The organism is Pseudomonas sp. TREG-RG-20F-10-E-6-01 (assembly GCF_022662455.1).
Classification (GTDB): domain Bacteria; phylum Pseudomonadota; class Gammaproteobacteria; order Pseudomonadales; family Pseudomonadaceae; genus Aquipseudomonas.
Genome location: NZ_JAKNQP010000004.1, coordinates 429,591 through 446,856, shown reverse-complemented (window position 1 = coordinate 446,856; position 17,266 = coordinate 429,591). Strand labels below are relative to the sequence as shown.

At 61.1% G+C, this 17,266-nt stretch carries 14 protein-coding genes; 3 read left to right on the top strand and 11 right to left on the bottom strand.

Annotation, left to right across the window (positions count from 1 at the left end; all coding sequences use genetic code 11):
• Positions 1–5: 5 nt before the first annotated feature.
• The 8 genes from L8K08_RS16025 to L8K08_RS15990 all read right to left on the bottom strand — a co-directional run bounded on the left by L8K08_RS16025 (position 6) and on the right by L8K08_RS15990 (position 9,458).
• A complete protein-coding gene (locus L8K08_RS16025; protein ID WP_145164790.1) occupies positions 6–1,148 on the bottom strand; it encodes a hypothetical protein in 1,143 nt (380 codons plus the stop codon).
• Positions 1,118–2,563, bottom strand: a complete 1,446-nt coding sequence (locus tag L8K08_RS16020; RefSeq protein WP_242198565.1) for a nucleotide pyrophosphatase/phosphodiesterase family protein — start codon at positions 2,561–2,563, stop codon at positions 1,118–1,120. Before L8K08_RS16020 ends, L8K08_RS16025 begins: the two co-directional genes overlap by 31 nt.
• Positions 2,553–3,767, bottom strand: coding sequence for a metabolite traffic protein EboE (eboE, locus tag L8K08_RS16015; protein ID WP_242198562.1), 1,215 nt, complete (start codon positions 3,765–3,767; stop codon positions 2,553–2,555). Before eboE ends, L8K08_RS16020 begins: the two co-directional genes overlap by 11 nt.
• The gene (locus L8K08_RS16010; RefSeq protein ID WP_145164796.1) at positions 3,764–4,648 is read right to left on the bottom strand and encodes a TatD family hydrolase; all 885 of its coding nucleotides are present in this window, start codon (positions 4,646–4,648) and stop codon (positions 3,764–3,766) included. Before L8K08_RS16010 ends, eboE begins: the two co-directional genes overlap by 4 nt.
• Before the next feature lie 40 nt (positions 4,649–4,688).
• Positions 4,689–5,372, bottom strand: coding sequence for an EboA domain-containing protein (locus L8K08_RS16005; RefSeq protein WP_242198558.1), 684 nt, complete (start codon positions 5,370–5,372; stop codon positions 4,689–4,691).
• Positions 5,369–6,238: a UbiA family prenyltransferase gene (locus tag L8K08_RS16000; RefSeq protein WP_242198648.1), complete on the bottom strand. Its 870-nt coding sequence runs from the start codon at positions 6,236–6,238 to the stop codon at positions 5,369–5,371. Before L8K08_RS16000 ends, L8K08_RS16005 begins: the two co-directional genes overlap by 4 nt.
• Before the next feature lie 5 nt (positions 6,239–6,243).
• Positions 6,244–8,109, bottom strand: coding sequence for a 3-dehydroquinate synthase (locus L8K08_RS15995; RefSeq protein WP_242198555.1), 1,866 nt, complete (start codon positions 8,107–8,109; stop codon positions 6,244–6,246).
• 407 nt (positions 8,110–8,516) lie between these two features.
• Complete coding sequence (locus L8K08_RS15990; protein WP_242198553.1) at positions 8,517–9,458, bottom strand: LysR family transcriptional regulator; 942 nt, start codon at positions 9,456–9,458, stop codon at positions 8,517–8,519.
• A gap of 109 nt (positions 9,459–9,567) precedes the next feature.
• On the opposite strand from L8K08_RS15990, the gene L8K08_RS15985 reads away from it, so the two are divergent.
• Entirely contained in the window at positions 9,568–11,064 is a 1,497-nt protein-coding gene (locus L8K08_RS15985) for a CoA-acylating methylmalonate-semialdehyde dehydrogenase (RefSeq protein WP_145164803.1), read from the top strand.
• 216 nt (positions 11,065–11,280) lie between these two features.
• Here the strand turns inward: L8K08_RS15985 and L8K08_RS15980 are convergent, their stop codons facing one another.
• Positions 11,281–11,583 (bottom strand): hypothetical protein, encoded by a 303-nt coding sequence (locus L8K08_RS15980; protein ID WP_145164805.1) that lies wholly within the window; start codon positions 11,581–11,583, stop codon positions 11,281–11,283.
• A gap of 511 nt (positions 11,584–12,094) precedes the next feature.
• On the opposite strand from L8K08_RS15980, the gene L8K08_RS15975 reads away from it, so the two are divergent.
• Both L8K08_RS15975 and L8K08_RS15970 read left to right on the top strand, forming a co-directional pair.
• Complete coding sequence (locus L8K08_RS15975) at positions 12,095–13,033, top strand: pectate lyase (RefSeq protein ID WP_145164807.1); 939 nt, start codon at positions 12,095–12,097, stop codon at positions 13,031–13,033.
• 250 nt (positions 13,034–13,283) lie between these two features.
• Positions 13,284–14,531 (top strand): glycoside hydrolase family 68 protein, encoded by a 1,248-nt coding sequence (locus L8K08_RS15970; protein WP_242198551.1) that lies wholly within the window; start codon positions 13,284–13,286, stop codon positions 14,529–14,531.
• Between the two features lie 51 nt (positions 14,532–14,582).
• Here the strand turns inward: L8K08_RS15970 and L8K08_RS15965 are convergent, their stop codons facing one another.
• Together L8K08_RS15965 and xylG are read right to left on the bottom strand one after the other, a co-directional pair.
• Entirely contained in the window at positions 14,583–15,719 is a 1,137-nt protein-coding gene (locus tag L8K08_RS15965; protein ID WP_242198549.1) for a sugar ABC transporter permease, read from the bottom strand.
• The gene (xylG, locus tag L8K08_RS15960) at positions 15,720–17,264 is read right to left on the bottom strand and encodes a D-xylose ABC transporter ATP-binding protein (RefSeq protein ID WP_242198547.1); all 1,545 of its coding nucleotides are present in this window, start codon (positions 17,262–17,264) and stop codon (positions 15,720–15,722) included.
• Positions 17,265–17,266 lie beyond the last annotated feature (2 nt).

Below are 17,266 nucleotides of genomic sequence, written 5' to 3'. Positions count from 1 at the left end.
GCTCCTTAGCGTTGCCACTGGGCGCGTTTGAGCGACCAGACAAAGTCCAGTTTGTGATACCCGACAAAGTCGGAAGCCGGCAGTGCGGCGGTTGGGTAAACGATGCCGCCGTCTTGTTTGAGGGCGAAATTGAAGTAGCCCTTGGTCGGCGAATACGCGGCGGTGCCGTGGCAGGCGAAACACGACGACTGGTTCTGGAACGCCGATTCCAATTGGGAGTTGGCGAGCAGCGTGGGCGTGGTATTGGATTGCACGCCGATCAACTCGTATTGCGCCAGCGTGGGGTTGCTTGCCTGAAAACTCGTATTGACCGGCTGCGCCGCCGGGGTCGGCCCGGTGCTGTTGGTCATCGGCGTGGGCGGGATCGCGTTGGTCACGGTGTACTTGCTGTTGTTGCGGTTTTCGAAGGTGGTCCACACCCAGTCGGGGTTCAACTTGTTGATCACATGCAAGCCGCTCAACGCGGCATAGCCGACCACGTACTCACTGCCTTGCTGGTAGTAGGTCTGGGCGATGTAGTAGCCATCGTTGGCCAGTTGCTGCTGGTAGGTGGGGTTGTTGCCGATCCACAGCCAGGCGGCCTTCAGCTCCCAGGCCGTGGAGGGAAAGTTGAGGTCGCTGGTCAAGGCGGCCTGGCCATTCACGTTGTAAACCTTCTGCTGCACGATGTAGTTGAAGGTGTCCGGGCCCATCAGCAGCTGAAACCGCACCGCCTGGCCTTGCTGGGCTTGCGGCACCTGGCCGCCCATTTCCAGGATCAGCCCGTCCACCTGTTGCGTGGCGTTGAGGTTGTGAAACAGACGATTGACGTTCATGCCCATCGCCTGGGCTTGCGTCAGCACCGCAGCGGGCACGGGTGTGCGCTGGGCGTAGGGCAGGGGTTGCGTGCCATTGGCCAGGTAAACCTGGTCTGAAGGCTTCATGGTTTCCCAGGCCCGATCAGGGCTTTGTGCCGCAGCCGGTTGGTTGAGGCAGACAAACCAGTTCCAGGCCAGGGTCTCGGGGCTCTGGGTGAAGGTGGCTCGCGTCTTGTCGAGGTTGCCGCCAAACTGCAGAAAATTCGTGCAGTCGAAGGCCGTGCTTGCGCCTTGGGCCTGGGCCAATCCGGCCAGTGCACTCAGGACAGTGATAGATAAGGCTCGCCGCATGGAAGCTCCTTGGCATTGGCCAGTTCGAGGTGTGGGCGCCCCAGGAAATGTTCCAGGAGCAGTTGCTTGACTGCCGTCGCCGCAAGCTGCTGCGGTAACGCCAGATCGCAATTGGTGATCAGCAATGGGCCGGTCTGTGCGCTGCTGGGCAGGCGGCCGTGGCTGCCACGCACCAGCGTGGTGTCCAGCGGGATCAGGTCCATGTAGTAGCGAAAGCCGAGCTTTTTTTGCAGCAGGCGGCGCGCCATTTTCAGTTTGGGGAAGCGAATCGCCGGGTCGATGAACAGCTCGACCGGGTCGTAGCCAGGCTTGCGGTGGATGTCCACGGTGCGCGCAAAGTCCGGCGCCTTGCGCTCATCCAGCCAGTAGTAGTAATCGAACCAGTACCCCGCGGCGGCCACGGCCACCAGCTCGCCGCTGCGCGGGTGATCGAGCTGCCAGGTGCGTTGCTCGGCTTTATCGAGCACTTGCTCGATACCGGGCTGGCGCTGCAGCAAGGCTTTGATCCGCGCAATGTCCTGTGCCTGCTTCACGTAGATGTGCGCAACCTGATGATCGGCCACCGCAAACGCCGCGCTGGCGCCCGGGTCGAGCAATTCCCAACTCAAGGATTGGCGCACCTGCAATAGGCCTTCGGCGCGCAGCACGCGGTTGATCGACACCGACTGCTCGACCGCTTCGATGCCGTACTCGGACAGCACCATCACCGCCGCCCCCTGCGTCTCGGCGAAGGCCAGCAGGCGCCCCACCTCGGCGTCGATGGCGCGCACTTCATCGGCAATCGAGGGGTGCTCAGGCCCCACGCGCTGCAAGCTGTAGTCGAGGTGAGGCAAGTAGATCAATTGCAGGTGAGGGCGATTGATCTGGAACTCGGCCATCGCGCAATCGACGATCCAGCGGCTTGATGCAATGCCCGCTGCCGGCCCCCAGAAGCCATGGAAAGGGAACTCGCCAATCTGCGCCTCGATCTGCTCATGCAGGCCGGGCGGTGACGAATACAACCCGAACTGTTTGCGCCCATCGGCCGGGTAATGCGGGCGCGGGGTGATGGCGGCGTCTACGTCGGCGTACATGTTGTACCACCAGAACAACTGGCTGCAGCGAAAGCCCGGCAGCTCGCGCTTGAGCGTGTGCCAGACCTTTTCGCCCTGGATCAGCGCGTTGGGTTGCAGCCAGAAACGCACCTCGGCCTGATCGCGAAAGTACCAGCCATTGCCGACAATCCCGTGCTGCGACGGCGGTGCGCCGGTGAGGATCGAGGCCTGCACCGTCGAGGTCACGGCGGGGAACACCGGTTGCAGGTTGGCCATCTTGGCGGTCTTGAGCAGGGTGTTGATGTGCGGCGTCGCTTCGCCCAGCAGCGAGGGCGTCAGCCCGACCACATTGATCAGCAGCAGCGGTTGTTCAGAGGGCATCGGCGCAGGCCTCCCGCACATGCAACAGGTTGCGCTGGCGCAGTTGCTCTTCGACCCAGCGCAGTTCGGCGGCGATGCCGGCCAGTTGAGCGGCCTCGGTTGCGGGCCGCAATTCGACGGGCAGCACGCCCCAGCTGTAGGTTTCCACCTCCAGCACCGGGCGAAAATCGGTATGCGCCGCCAGGTAATCGAAGGTCTGCGCCAGGGCAACCTGGCTGCCGCTGAGTTCGGGCAACAACAGGTGATCGCTGAACAGCGGGATGTGGAAGTGGATGCGCAGTTCGTCGAACCCGGCGCAGTCATTCAGGGCGGCCGGCAGGTCTGGCCAGGCCACTCGATGGCCCTGGGGCGTGAGCGCTTTCACCTGGTGCAAGTAGGTGAGTTCGGCGAAGGTGCTCAGGGTCTTGAGCACGTGTTCGCGCCGGCTGGCATCGTCCGATGGCAAGCGGCAAATCATCGCGTTGGACAGCTGGACCTTGCCCACCGGCACCCCGGCCGCGCGCAGCCGTTCCAGCGACTGGTAGCAGTCTTCGAACATCACCGCCTGGTGGCACACATCGAAGCACAACGCCAAGTAGGCATGGTTGGGGTCCATGGCTTGCCGGCGCTGGAAAAACGCGATGGCCTGCTCGGTGTTTTCCAGCACGCAGTCCGGTTCCATTTCCAGGCAGAACACGACTTTCTTGCCGGTTTGCCAATGCAGGTGGGCGAGTGCGGCGGTGAGTTGGCTCAGATGCTCATCGGCGCGCGCCTGCAATGCCGGCGTCCAGGTGGCGGCATAGCCCAGCGGTACCGTGGAAATCACGCCGTGGCGGCAGTCGTTTGGCAAGGCATCGGCGAGAATGCGCGCCAGGTCCAGGCTGTAGGCCAGGCGTTGCGGGTCGGCCCAATTGGGCAGGTAGACATCGGCTTTGACGGCGCCCTGATGAAATTCGCCATAGGGAAAACCGTTCAGCGAGGTCAGGCGCAAGCCGCTTTGCGTGAGCAATGCCAGGAACGACACGCGCGCCGATTCCTGCTGCAGCTGCGCCGCCGCATGAGCGCAAATCCACAGGCCGCTGTCCTGTTGCCGCAGCCCGCGCAAACTGCGCACGCCTTCAAAGTGCTGCTTGATCGAGGCACGTAACCCGGCCAGGTCGCGGGTCGGGTGCACATTGCTGCAATACCCGAGTTGGGCGGCCGTCCAGCCGCTGCCGGCACTCATTTGACCACCGGTTCCTGGCCGCGCAGGGCCGAGTTTTCCTGCCATTGCTTGCGCTGGTCGATGGGCAGTGGCGTGCTCACCAGCGCCTTGTCGAGCTGGCCACTTTGGGCAAAAAAGTCCACCGGGTTATGGAACAGCACCTGTTCCACCTGGGCTTCGCTGAAGCCTGCGGCCAACATCGCCTGGCCGGTCTTGGGCACTTTGAGTGGGTCGCTGATGCCCCAGTCGGCAGCGCTGTTGACCACCATTTTTTCGGTGCCGTACTCCTTGAGCAGCGCGACCATGCGCTGCTCCGACATCTTGGTGTTGGGGTAGATGGAATGGCCGCGCCAGCACTCGCTGTCAAGCACCAGCGGCAAGGTCAGTTCGTTGAGGTGGTCGATGATCACCAGGTGCTCGGCGATGCCTACTTCACGGATCACCGCGAGGGTGCGTTTGGTGCCGCCGATCTTGTCGCGGTGCGGCGTGTGCACCAGCACCGGCAGGTTGAATTGCTTGGCCAACTCCAGCTGCGCAGCGAGAAAACGGTCCTCTTCCGGCGTGATGTCGTCGTAGCCGATTTCGCCCACTGCCACCACGCCGTCCTTGACCAGGTAGCGCGGCAGAATCTGCAGCACTTCATTGGCGATCGACAGGTCATTCGCTTCTTTGGGGTTCAGGCCGATGGTGCAGAAATGATGAATGCCAAACATGCTCGCGCGAAAGCGTTCCCAGCCCAGCAGCGTGTCAAAGTAGTCGACAAAACTGCCGACACTGGTGCGCGCCTGGCCCTGCCAGAACGCCGGTTCGATCACGCCGGTGATGCCGGCGGCGGCCATGTTCTGGTAGTCGTCGGTGGTGCGGCTGACCATATGAATATGCGGATCGAAGTACTTGAGCATGGTGAATCCTCGTCAAGGGCAGGGGCGGCGTTGTGCGGTGTCAGTTCAGGCAGGCGCGCCATTGCGGCGGCAGGTTCAGGCTTCGCAGGCGCTGGTGTTGCGCCGGGCTGAGCAGGTCAAAGGCGATGACGGTGGGCAGCCCGGCGGACACGGTTCGCTCGGCCGCGAGCTGTTCGTCGAGCAGGTCGAGGGCCAGCTGGTTGAGCGTGACGCCCTGGCGCTGCGTGAGGCCCATCAAGCGCCCGACGTCGAGGCCCATGCCGAGCGCTTTGAGTACCAACTGGTGAAAGGCGCGCTCCGGGTAATGGCGTGACGGGTAAGCCGTGTCGAGGGCAAGGGCGGCAAATACCTGCGGGTTGCTGGTGCGCCCGGCCTGCAGGGCGAGCGCCACGCAAAGGCCGTCGCTGTCGAGCCAGTCGAGGGCACGCAGCAGGGCGATTTTTTCCTGATCGTCACCCCACAGGAACAGCTGACGCAGCAACGGCACCTGCTCGGTGGCCGGGGTGTGTTCGAGTGCCTTGGCCGCCACCAGTGCACGTGCCAACTCAACGGCCGGCGCGGGCAGCAGACGCTTGCATTGGCCGCTCAACAACGCCGCCAGGGTGGCGCTGGGTTGCTGGGCAAGCTGCGCCTGCGCCTGCTGCCACCAATCCAGTTCGGCGGCGTTCAGTTGCTGGGTCAGGGCTTGTAGGTGTGCGGCGAGGCCATCCTGGCGCATGTTCATGTCGGCTTGATCCAACGCTGAAAGTGGGGAAGCAGGAAAAACACCAGCACACACAACAGGCTGCCCAACGGTTGGTTGGCCACCGCCAGCACCAGCGCGTCGAACAGCGGCAGGGCGGCCAGGCCAGCGCCGATAAAGGCACGCACCTGGCGTTGTTGCGGGTTGGCCAGGTGTTTCCAGTAATGCCAACCCAGCCAGCCGAGCCACAGCAGCAACACCGGCCAGAACCACAGCGTGTTGGAGTAGAACGCCAGGGCCAGCGGGCTGAGCATCAGCAGCAATGGCAAGCGGCTGATCAGCTGGTTGCGATGCTCCTGGCGCGCCAGGTAAGTCAGGCCGCTGATGTACACGCCGAGCAGCATCGCGCACAGCCAGATCGGCTCCGGCGGCACCGCCAGGCTGGCCGCTGCCGTGAGGTACAGCGCCGAGCGACAGGCGCCCATCAGCCACACGCTGTGGGCGTATTTCTTGTGCAGCAGGTTGTAGCCGACGATGCAGCCCACCAACAGCACCACGCTGCCAAGCAACCAATGCGGCTTGTCGATCAAGCGGCTCAGGCCCAGTACCGCTGCGGCGGCGAGTATCAGCAGCAGCACCGTGGCCAGGCCGACTTGTTGCCGGCTGGCCAAACCCAGGGTGATCGGGCGCGGGTTGTGGTGTTGCCGATCCCAGTCGGCGTCAAGCCAGTCGTTCAACAGCATGCCGGCCAGGTACAGCAGCGACAGCGTGATCAGCAGCAACCCCCACACCAGCGACGACGGCGGTGCCAGGGCGCCGGCGCTGCTGGCGAGCAGGGCCGCAGCGAGGGTGTTGGTCCATACCGTGGGCAGGTTGGAGACGCGGCCCAGGGTCATCCAGGTTTTCATCGGGCTCATTGTGCGTAACCCTCGCCCAGCGTCAGCGCTGCTTCGCTTGCGGTCGACAAGCGTTGCAGCGCGACCTCCATCGTCGCGCTGTCGATTTCATGCAGGTCCACCGACTGGCCGATGCGGTTGAGCATGGGGATCGACAGTTGCCCGCCCAGGTGCTGGCGGAACTCCTCCAGGCCCAGCAACAGCGGCGAGCGACCCTGCGCATCTTTCAAGGCCAGCTCCGGCGGGCACAGGTTGAAGCCCAGCTTGCGCAGCAGGCTCATCACACGCTCAGTGTCGGTATCGCTCAACAACCCCAAGGCATTCGCATACAGCCCATCCAACGCCATGCCCACCGCGACCGCTTCGCCATGGCGAAGCCGGTGGTGGCTGAGGTTTTCCAGTTTGTGCGCGGCCCAGTGGCCGTAATCCAGCGGCCGGCCGTTGCCGCGTTCGAACGGGTCGCCGGCGCCGGTGATGTGCGCCAGGTGCAGCTCGGCGCAGCGGCGAATCGCATGGCGGCTGGCCGGGTGATCAAAACGGGCGAGGGCATCGGCGTGTTGCTCCATCCACGCGAAGAACGCCTGGTCCTTGATCAGCGCCACCTTGACCGCTTCGGCCAGCCCGGCGATCTGGTCGCGGCGGGTGAGGCTGGTGAGCAGTTGGAAGTCGTTGATCACCGCCGTGGCAGGGTAGAAGGCACCCAGCAGGTTCTTCTGGCCGAAGGCATTGATGCCGTTTTTCACGCCGATGCCGGCGTCGTTCTGGGCCAGCACCGTGCTGGGGATACGGATCAGGCGAATGCCGCGGTGGAAGGTGGCGCAGGCGTAGCCCACCGCATCCAGGACCGCGCCGCCGCCCAGGGCCAGCACGTAGCAATGCCGGTCCAGGCCATGTTGCAGCATGTCGGTGTAGAGCTGCTCCAGCACGCGTGAGGTTTTGCTCAGTTCACCCGCCGGCACGGCGATGGGGGCGGTTTGCAAATGCAGGTCTGCATGGGCGGCGAAATAGGCGTCGATTTGCGCCAGCAATTGCGGGGCGCTGTGCAGCAGTTGCGCATCGGCGAACACCATCACCGTCACCGGCGCCTCGTGCTGGGTGACGAGCGCGCGGTGCAGGCACGGGTTGAGCGGATCAAACACGTGATCGGTGAACATCACCGGGTAGTCGTAACTGACCTCGAACCGTCCGCGCAGCGGCTGCTGCCCATCGGGTTTGCGTTTGAGCAGGCTGTAACCGGCCATAAACGCCAGCGGCAACACCATGCTGGCGAGGAGGGTGACCAGCAGCGAGTTCTGCTCGATCAGCAACGTGCCGATGGCGGTGTAAGCCAGTGCCAGTCCGGCATTGGCCAGGGTGGTGATCAGCAAGAATGCGCGCAGCGGGTAGCGTTGCATGCCGGCGGCCACCACCGAGGTTTCCGCCAGCACCGGCACGCCGCGCAGGCAAATCAGCGACAACGTGCCCAGCCGATACGCCAACTGCCCAGGCTGGCGCTGAGGCAAGCCAAGGCGGCCGGACAGCAAGCGCAAATAGCCGGCGCCAAGCGCATAGCCCAACCCGGCGCCCAGGCACAGCCCAATGAAAATCACCAGGTAACCGCCAAGGCTGCCGAGCATGGCCACCGCCAGCAACGCCACCAGGCTTGACGGCACCGGCAACACCACATCGAGGGCGAGCAGGGCGAGCAACAGCAGTGCCAGGTTGAATGCCTGGGCAGGCGTCGAAGGTTGGTACAGGTTGAGGTGAATCAGGAAGTCCTGGATCTGTTGTTCAAACAACAGGAAGCTGGCGATCACCAGCACAGCAAAGCCCATCAACGACAGCCAAAAATGTTCGGCTGGCCCCTTTTTCGAGAACGCACGGTACCACCGGCTGCGCTTCATCAAAGCATCCCTTTTGAGAGTTAAGACTAAGTTCCGTGTCAGTGTTAAGCGCTGTTTTCAGAGCAATAGAGTTCCTCGCCCGTCGGGCTGGTTATGTGCGTAATGGCTGATGGCTTTCACGGTATTCATGAACGTAGCCGGTTGTGGTTTTTTTGCAAGTTTGCGCCGCAAGGAGTTTAAAGCCGGCAGGTTGGCGAGGTTTATACAGCAATATTTATCTAGGTTTTACAATTAGTTGTATGGCTTTTTTTAAAGCGTCAAGAACCCGTTGTTGCAGGCGTTGGCAAGTAACAAGTTCAATACAAGGTCTTAACGTTGGTTATTTAGATTATTGCCGCTGGCTATAAGTCGTTCGGCACTAAGTGCTTGTCGAGAATGGTTCCGCTTAAGTCGTCTGCATAAGTGTGTTACTTACCCATGAACCGAAAACCGCCGGACAACTTATCCTTTAGATAGCCAACTAACGTACTGACCGATTTAGGTACATGGGGCGAGTACGGTCGAATCAGGTATATCTCATCGGCAAACGCGCCCTTAAGCGTCCAGCCCTTGAGCACCTGCACCAACTTGCCATTGGCCAGTGCGGCCTGCGCGCTGAAATCCGGGAGCAGGGCGATGCCCAGGTGGTTCACCGCCGAGTCGCGCAGCGCTTCACTGTTATTGGTCGAAAAACTCCCAGAGATCGGCACGGTCACCCGTTCAACCTGTTTGCCGCCGCGTTCAAACGTCCATGCTGGCTGGTCGGTGCCCCGCGGGTAGTACAGGCAGTTATGCGCGGTGAGGTCGCCTGGTTCGCGCGGTTCGCCGTGCTGTTGCAGATACTCGCGCGTGGCGACCAGCACCGAGCCGGTGTCGCACAGCTTCCACGCCACATGGGTTTCCGGCACCTGGAAGCCGTGCCGTACCGCCAGGTCGTAGCCTTCGGCCGCCAGCGAACTCAAGGCATCCGAGACGTCCAGCTGGATGCGCACCTGCGGGTAAAGCTGCAGGAACTCGGACAGGTGCGGCACCAGCTGCTGGCGGGCAAACGCCACCGGCGCGGTGAGGCGCACCAGGCCGCGAATCTCCCCGGCAGCGTCGCGCACCGACGAGAAACTACGCGCGATGTGCGCATAGGCGCTGCGCACTTCGCGGGTCAGTGACAGGCCCGCATCGGTCAGCCGCACGCTGCGCGTGGTGCGGGTGACCAGCCGGGTGCCGGTGGCTTTCTCCAGGTCTGAAATGCGCTGGCTGACGGCGGACTTGCTCACCCCCAGGCGCGCGGCGGCGGCGGTGTAGGTGCCTTGCTCCTCAAGCACCGACAGCCAATGAATGTGGGTCCACAGCCCTTCGATCTCAGCCTTTTCCATGATTCTATTGTTCGCCTATGAGGACAATAAGTTCTGGATTCTGCTCTGGTTCGGAACAAACTGAAAGCCTATCGTGGGCTCCAACGTTACCGACCTGGGATCAACTGCCATGCGCACCATCGAGCATTACATCAACGACCAGCGCGTTTCCCGCGATGATCGCTATCAGGACGTCTACAACCCGGCCACCGGTGAGGTGACCGCTCGCGTGGCCTTGGCCAGCCGCCAGACCGTGGGCGAGGCCGTCGCCGCTGCCCAGGCCGCCTTCGCCGGTTGGGCCGACACCCCGCCGATCCGCCGTGCCCGCGTACTATTCCAATACCTGCACCTGCTGCGTGAACGCAAAGACGACCTGGCGCGCATCATCGTCGCCGAACACGGCAAGGTGTTCACCGACGCCCAGGGCGAAGTCGACCGGGGCATCGACATCCTCGAGTTCGCGTGCGGCATTCCCAACCTGCTCAAGGGCGAACATTCCGACCAGGTGTCGCGTGGCATGGACAACTGGACGATGCGTCAGCCTTTGGGCGTGGTGGCCGGCGTGACGCCATTCAATTTCCCGGTGATGGTGCCGATGTGGATGTACCCGATCGCCATCGCGGCGGGCAACACCTTCATCCTCAAGCCCAGCCCGACCGACCCGAGCGCGTCGCTGTTCATGGCTGAGTTGCTGCGCGAAGCCGGCCTGCCCAACGGCGTGTTCAACGTGGTGCAGGGCGACAAGGAAGCGGTGGATGCCCTGCTCGAACACCCGGACGTCAAGGCCGTGAGCTTTGTCGGCTCCACGCCGATTGCGCAATACATCTACGAGACCGGCGCGCGCAACGGCAAGCGCGTGCAAGGCCTGGGCGGCGCGAAAAACCACATGGTGGTGATGCCCGATGCGGACATCGAAAAAACCGTCGACGCGTTGATGGGCGCCGCCTACGGCAGTGCCGGCGAGCGCTGCATGGCGATTTCCGTGGCGGTGCTGGTGGGTGATGTGGGCGATAAAGTCATCGCTGCCTTGACCGAGCGCGCGAAGACATTGCGCATCACCGACGGCCGCGATTTGAAAGCCGAGATGGGCCCGATCGTGTCGCGTGCTGCACTGGAACGCATCAGCGGCTACATCGAACAAGGCGTGCAGGCCGGCGCGCAACTGCTGCTCGATGGCCGTGACTACGTGCCCACCGAACCGGGCCTGGAAAACGGCTTCTGGCTCGGCGCCACCTTGTTCGACCACGTGACGAAAGACATGAGCATCTACCGCGAAGAAATCTTCGGCCCGGTGCTGGCCTGCGTGCGCGTGAATGACTTCGGCGAGGCGATCAAGCTGGTCAACGACCACGAGTTCGGCAACGGCGTGAGCTGCTTTACCCGCGACGGCAACATTGCTCGCGAGTTTGCACGGCGTATCGAAGTGGGCATGGTCGGCATCAACGTGCCGATTCCGGTGCCGATGGCCTGGCACGGCTTTGGTGGCTGGAAGAAGAGCCTGTTCGGTGACATGCATGCCTACGGCACTGAAGGCGTGCGCTTCTACACCAAGCAGAAATCGATCATGCAGCGCTGGTCGGAGAGCATCGAGCAGGGTGCGGAGTTTGCGATGCCGGTGTCCAAATAGTTCGATAACACCGCAGATCAACTGAGGGAAATCTACTGTGGGAGCGGGCTTGCTCGCGAAGGCGGTGTGCCAGCCAGCTCATGTGTCACTGACCCAACGCATTCGCGAGCAAGCCCGCTCCCACAATTTGACCGAGTTCAACTGCCAGCCCCGTGGTGCTCTGCTTTTCTGTGGGAGCTGGCAAGCCAGCTCCCACATTTTTTTGACCGCGTTTATTCAGGCCGTGGTTTTTGTCGGGTTCAGGCACTCAATGGAGCGATCCACCGTCGTCCTGGCCATCTCCAGCAAATGCCACACCGCCAGAATCTTCGCCCGCTCGGGGTTTGGCAGCAGCTCGCTGCAATTGAGGGTGGTGGCCGACGCGCTGTCGAGCAGGCTCGCGGTGTAGAGCAGGGCGTCTTCGAAGCTCAAGTCTTCGATGGGAACACCCTGGGCAGGCAGGTAATGGTCGATGGCGCGGTTGAATGCGGCGCGGGCCTTGGCTGAACTGAGGGGTGGGTCGGGGACGACTTTATTCATGGTGTAACTCCTATTGAACAAGGAAGCTACCGCCAACGCTGCTAAACGAGGGTGGCAGCTGTACGCGGGTTAGCAGACCGGTCAATAGGAAAACCAGCGCACCCGAAGGTGCCCCACGCACAGCCACCATAAAAGCAGAAGTGAACCGTGTGCCTATTGAAGTCAGGCTGCTAAACCCGGTCGCTAAAATGCAGCGACGGACCGCAGACTAGCCACCGATTCCAACAGGCACAAGGCGGCGGGGATTGTCTAGGAAACGTCCTGCGATTAAAAGCGACGCGCCTTGCTGGCCTTTTAAAAACCAGAAAAAAAGCTATTTCCTACTCATTGGTGGTGCTCGTGGGTTGACCGCGTACTGAATGTCCACTACTGTATATAAACACAGTGTTTAGGCGCTGATCAGCCAAACCCGGCATTACCAGCCATGCCGAACACTGTGTGCAAGTTAACGGATTAACTTGAATCACGGGCTCGCACTGTCGAGCCGCTATTTATGAAAGAGAGGGAACTCATGTCGTATCCAGAAAGCAAGCTCATCGGCTTGACCGGTTTCGCCCTTGCGGCAAAAGTCACTGGTGGCTGGGCGGGCCAGGTGGTCAGTATCACCACACTGGACCAACTCAAGGCCAATATTGGCGACACCACCCCGCGGGTGCTGGTGATCAACAGCAATATCTCGGCGTCGAGCCTGACCAAAGTGAACATGGGCGCCAACAAGACCCTGATCGGCTCCTTCCAGAACCGTACGCTGGAGAACATCCACCTGCGTGCCACGGCGCAGTCGCAGAATATTATTCTGCAAAACATTATCTTCAAGCATTCGGCAAGTATTAAGGCCAATGACGATATCCAGGTGTACCTGAACTACGGCAGTAAATACTGGATCGACCATTGCTCTTTTGTCGGCCACACCTGGTCCACCACGGACGGCAGTGAAGATAAACTGGTGTATATCGGCGAAAAGGCCGACTACGCCACCATCAGCAACTGCTTTTTTGGTAACCACAAATACGGCTTGATCTTCGGCCACCCAGCCGATGACAACAACGCAGCTTTCAATGGTTACCCGCGTCTTACGCTGTGCCATAACCGCTTCGACAACATGGAAGTGCGCGCGCCGGGTTTGATGCGTTACGGTTATTTTCACGTGTATAACAACTACGTGAATAACTTTCACCTGGGTTTTACCCTGGCGCAGAACGCCAATATCCTTTCTGAAAGTAATTACTTCGGCGAGGGCAGCCAGAATAACGGCATGTTGGACGATAAAGGCACTGGTACTTTTACCGACACCAACAGTGTGCCCAGCATCACCAACCAGAAGTCGCCTAACGCCCAGTGGACAGCGCGTTCCAACTATAACTACACCTTGAAAACCGCAGCGCAGGCCAAGGATTTCACGCAAAAGAATGCTGGGGCTCAGGCGGTAGCGCTGGTGTTTGGTAGCTGAGTAGCTCACTGTCTATTGATCGATCATTTATGAAGCGTGCCACTGTATTTATATCAAGGATATAAATACAGTGGTGGCACTTGTGACTTAAATAATTCTTAATGTTGTCATCAATAGGCTTCATGTTAAACCTTGTTTCGCACATATAGAGCCAACTACGGCTCGCTCTTTTCAGTCGCAATGCAGTTGCCGGCTGTCAGTGTTATTTAATCTTCGCTTGTCACTAAAGCGTCAGTAAAAGGACATCATCATGAAACCTGCGAATCACACACCCACTCGTTGGACTCGGGCCGATGCGCTAAAAGTTAATGAAAATGACCCGACGACTACACAGCCGTTAGTGAGTCCTGACTTCCCTGTCATGAGTGACACCGTGTTTATTTGGGACACCATGCCATTGCGTGAACTGGATGGCACGGTGGTATCGGTTAATGGTTGGTCGGTTATCTTCACGTTGACCGCAGACCGTCGCCCGCATGATCCACAATTTATCAATGCCGATGGCCGTTACGATATCAAGCGTGATTGGGAAGACCGCCACGGCCATGCGCGCATGTGCTACTGGTACTCGCGCACCGGCAAGGACTGGATCTTCGGTGGCCGCGTGATGGCCGAAGGCGTTTCGCCGACCACCCGTGAATGGGCAGGTACGCCGATCCTGCTCAACAACCACGGCGATATCGACCTGTATTACACCTGCGTAACGCCGGGGGCCACGATTGCCAAGGTCAGGGGCCGGGTCGTCACGTCGGACAGCGGCGTTACGCTTGAGGGCTTCACTGACGTCAAGTCGCTGTTCGAGGCGGATGGCACGTATTACCAGACCGAAGCGCAGAATGCGACGTGGAACTTTCGCGACCCCAGCCCGTTTATCGACCCCAACGACGGCAAGTTGTACATGGTGTTTGAAGGCAATGTCGCGGGCGAGCGCGGTACTCACGAAGTAGGCCCGGATGAACTCGGCCTGGTGCCACCTGGCCATGAAGACGTCGGCGGTGCGCGGTATCAGGTCGGTTGCATTGGCATTGCCGTGGCCAAGGACCTCAACGGTGACGAATGGGAAATCCTGCCGCCACTGGTGACGGCGGTGGGCGTGAACGATCAAACCGAACGCCCGCATTATGTGTTCCAGGACAACAAGTACTACCTGTTCACCATCAGCCACAAGTTCACCTACGCGGACGGTGTGACCGGGCCGGATGGCGTCTACGGGTTTGTTGGCGATCATCTGTTTGGTCCCTACACGCCGATGAATGGCTCGGGGCTGGTACTTGGCAACCCACCGTCGCAACCTTTCCAAACCTATTCGCATTGCGTGATGCCCAATGGCCTGGTGACGTCGTTTATCGACAGCGTGCCCACCACCGGCGATGACTACCGTATCGGCGGCACCGAGGCGCCCACCGTGAGGATTGTATTGAAGGGGGACCGTTCGTTTGTGCAGGAGGCCTACGATTACGGTTACATCCCGGCAATGCGTGATGTTGTGCTGAGCTAGACCGGCCAAAAAGAAGCCACTCATTCGAGTGGCTTTTTTTATGGCTGTGATTCAGCGCCGCCCGGCCCGCGTACTCACATCCACCCACACCGCCAGCACCAGAATGCTGCCCTTTACGATCATCTGCCAGTAACTGTCCACATCCAGCATCGACATGCCGTTATCCAGGCTGGTAATCACCAGCGCGCCGAGCAACGCGCCATACACCGTGCCCGAGCCACCGCGCATGGAGGTGCCGCCGATAAAGCACGCGGCGATGGCATCCAGTTCGCCCATGTTGCCCGCCGACGGTGAACCCGCCGCGAGGCGCGCGGTATTGACCAGGCCGGCGAGGGCGCACATCACGCCCATGATGCCGAAGATCCACAGCTTCACCGCCTGCACGTTGATGCCCGACAGCCGCGTGGCTTCCATGTTGCTGCCCACCGCATACACGCGGCGGCCGAACACGGTCTGGCTGGTGACGTAGCTGAATACGCCGAGCAGCACCAGCAACAACAGCACCGGAACCGGGATGCCGTCGTAGCTGTTGAGGGTGGTGACGAACCCGGCGAGTACCGCGCCAATCACCGCCACGCGCAGCCCATCACGCATCAGGGAGTGCGCAGCCAGGCTGTGCAGGGCGCGGTTACGCCGTTGTTTCCAAGTGAGGAACAGGGTTAGAGCGAACAGCAAAATCCCAAGGCCGATACCCACGCTGTGCGGCAAATACCCCTGGCCCACATACACCAGCGACGGCGACACCGGCGCGATGGTGGTGCCGCCGGTAATCCCCAGCAGAATCCCGCGAAACGCGAGCCTGCCGCCCAGGCCGACGATAAACGACGGGATGCGCAGGTAGGCGGTCATGTAACCGTTGGCCAGCCCGAGCATCAGGCCGCAAAGTGCCACCAGGCTGAGGTTGGCCAGCAGCGGGATGTGATAGACCACATCCAGAATCGCCGCGAGCCCGCCCAGCAATCCGAGCAGTGAACCCACCGACAAATCGATCTCGCCGCTGATGATCACCAGCACCATGCCGCACGCCAGGATGCCAGTTATCGACATCTGCCGCAGCAAGTTGGAGAGGTTGCGTGGCGTCACGAAACCGCCCTCGGTCTGCCAGCTGAAAAACAGCCAGATAACCGCTACGGCAATCACCAGGGCGAGCATTTTGTAGCGGGTAAACAGCTGTTTGACGTGGTTCATCTACGCGGTCTTCCGATCATTATTGTTATGGCTGAGCGCGGCGGCGAGCACCTGTTCCTGGGTGAGGCCCTGGTTGATGAAATCACCGCGCAACTGCCCGTCGCCGATCACCAGCACGCGGTTGGAAACCCCCAGCACCTCGGCCAGCTCCGAGGAAACCATGATGATCGCCACGCCTTCGGCCGCCAGCGCGCACATCAGTGTGTAGATCTCATACTTGGCGCCCACGTCCACCCCACGCGTAGGCTCGTCGAGGATCAGCACCTTGGGCTTGGTCATCAGCATTTTTGCCAGCACGGCCTTTTGCTGATTGCCCCCGGACAGGCTGGTGATCGGCAAAAACGGGCTGGCGGTCTTGAGGTGCATACGCGCGATTTGCTGGTCGATGCTGCCCAGTTCGGCCTCGGCGTCGATGCGGGTCAGGTGCGCATAGCTATCGAGCACTGCCAGGGTGATGTTCTGGCCCACACCCAGGTCGGGAATGATGCCTTGGCGCTTGCGGTCTTCGGGCACCATGCACAGCCCGGCGCGGATCGATTTGAGCGGTGTGCGCGTGTCGATCACCTGGCCATCGAGCCACACTTCGCAGCGGTAGCGGCCGGGGTACGCGCCGAACAGCGCCGACACCAGCTCCGTGCGCCCAGCCCCCACCAGCCCGGCAATGCCGAGGATTTCCCCGCGCCTGAGCACAAAGGAAATATCGTCGACGCGTTTGCGCTTGGGGTTGTCCACGTCATAGCAGGTCACGTTACGCGCTTCGAAAATCACCTCGCCGACCTCGTGAGGCTCGGTGGGGTAGAGGTTGCTCATCTCGCGGCCTACCATCTGGGTGATGATCTGCGGGATATCCATGTCGGCCATGGCGGTGGTAGCGATGTGTTTGCCATCGCGGATCACCGCGATGGTGTCGCACACCGCTGCCACTTCATCGAGCTTGTGCGAGATATACACGCAGGCCACGCCCTTGGCTTTGAGGTCACGGATGATGTCCAGCAGCACGTCGATTTCCGAGCGGGTCAGGGCCGAAGAGGGCTCGTCGAGGATCAACAGGCGCGCCTGTTTGTTCAGGGCCTTGGCGATTTCCACCAGTTGCTGGTAGCCGCCGCCGTACTGTGAAACCGGCAGCGCCACGTTCATGTCCGGCACCTTGAGTTCACGCATCAGTGCCTGCGCACGATGAATCATCGCCGGGTAGTTCATGCGCCCGCCGGGCAGGGTCAGTTCGTGGCCCATAAAGATGTTTTCGGCCACCGACAGGTCCGGCACCAGCGTCAGCTCCTGGTGGATGATGACGATGCCCGCGGCCTCGGTTTCGCTGATCGACTGGGCCTTGAGTGGCTGCCCATCCCAGAGGATTTCACCGTCCCAGGTGCCATACGGGTAAACCGCCGACAGCACCTTCATCAAGGTGGATTTGCCCGCACCGTTTTCACCGCACAGGCCGACACATTCCCCCGGCCGTACCCTGATGTCGATGCCGTTCAGCGCCTTGACACCGCCAAAGGTTTTGACGATGCCGTTCATTTGCAGCAAGTAGTCGGCCATGG

Bases quoted from the DNA above. Each gene is read 5' to 3' on its own strand.
- L8K08_RS16025 (WP_145164790.1), bottom strand. From the start codon at position 1,148: ATGCGGCGAGCCTTATCTATCACTGTCCTGAGTGCACTGGCCGGATTG.
- L8K08_RS16020 (WP_242198565.1), bottom strand. From the start codon at position 2,563: ATGCCCTCTGAACAACCGCTGCTGCTGATCAATGTGGTCGGGCTGACG.
- eboE (WP_242198562.1), bottom strand. From the start codon at position 3,767: ATGAGTGCCGGCAGCGGCTGGACGGCCGCCCAACTCGGGTATTGCAGC.
- L8K08_RS16010 (WP_145164796.1), bottom strand. From the start codon at position 4,648: ATGCTCAAGTACTTCGATCCGCATATTCATATGGTCAGCCGCACCACC.
- L8K08_RS16005 (WP_242198558.1), bottom strand. From the start codon at position 5,372: ATGAACATGCGCCAGGATGGCCTCGCCGCACACCTACAAGCCCTGACC.
- L8K08_RS16000 (WP_242198648.1), bottom strand. From the start codon at position 6,238: ATGAAAACCTGGATGACCCTGGGCCGCGTCTCCAACCTGCCCACGGTA.
- L8K08_RS15995 (WP_242198555.1), bottom strand. From the start codon at position 8,109: ATGAAGCGCAGCCGGTGGTACCGTGCGTTCTCGAAAAAGGGGCCAGCC.
- L8K08_RS15990 (WP_242198553.1), bottom strand. From the start codon at position 9,458: ATGGAAAAGGCTGAGATCGAAGGGCTGTGGACCCACATTCATTGGCTG.
- L8K08_RS15985 (WP_145164803.1), top strand. From the start codon at position 9,568: ATGCGCACCATCGAGCATTACATCAACGACCAGCGCGTTTCCCGCGAT.
- L8K08_RS15980 (WP_145164805.1), bottom strand. From the start codon at position 11,583: ATGAATAAAGTCGTCCCCGACCCACCCCTCAGTTCAGCCAAGGCCCGC.
- L8K08_RS15975 (WP_145164807.1), top strand. From the start codon at position 12,095: ATGTCGTATCCAGAAAGCAAGCTCATCGGCTTGACCGGTTTCGCCCTT.
- L8K08_RS15970 (WP_242198551.1), top strand. From the start codon at position 13,284: ATGAAACCTGCGAATCACACACCCACTCGTTGGACTCGGGCCGATGCG.
- L8K08_RS15965 (WP_242198549.1), bottom strand. From the start codon at position 15,719: ATGAACCACGTCAAACAGCTGTTTACCCGCTACAAAATGCTCGCCCTG.
- xylG (WP_242198547.1), bottom strand. From the start codon at position 17,264: ATGGCCGACTACTTGCTGCAAATGAACGGCATCGTCAAAACCTTTGGC.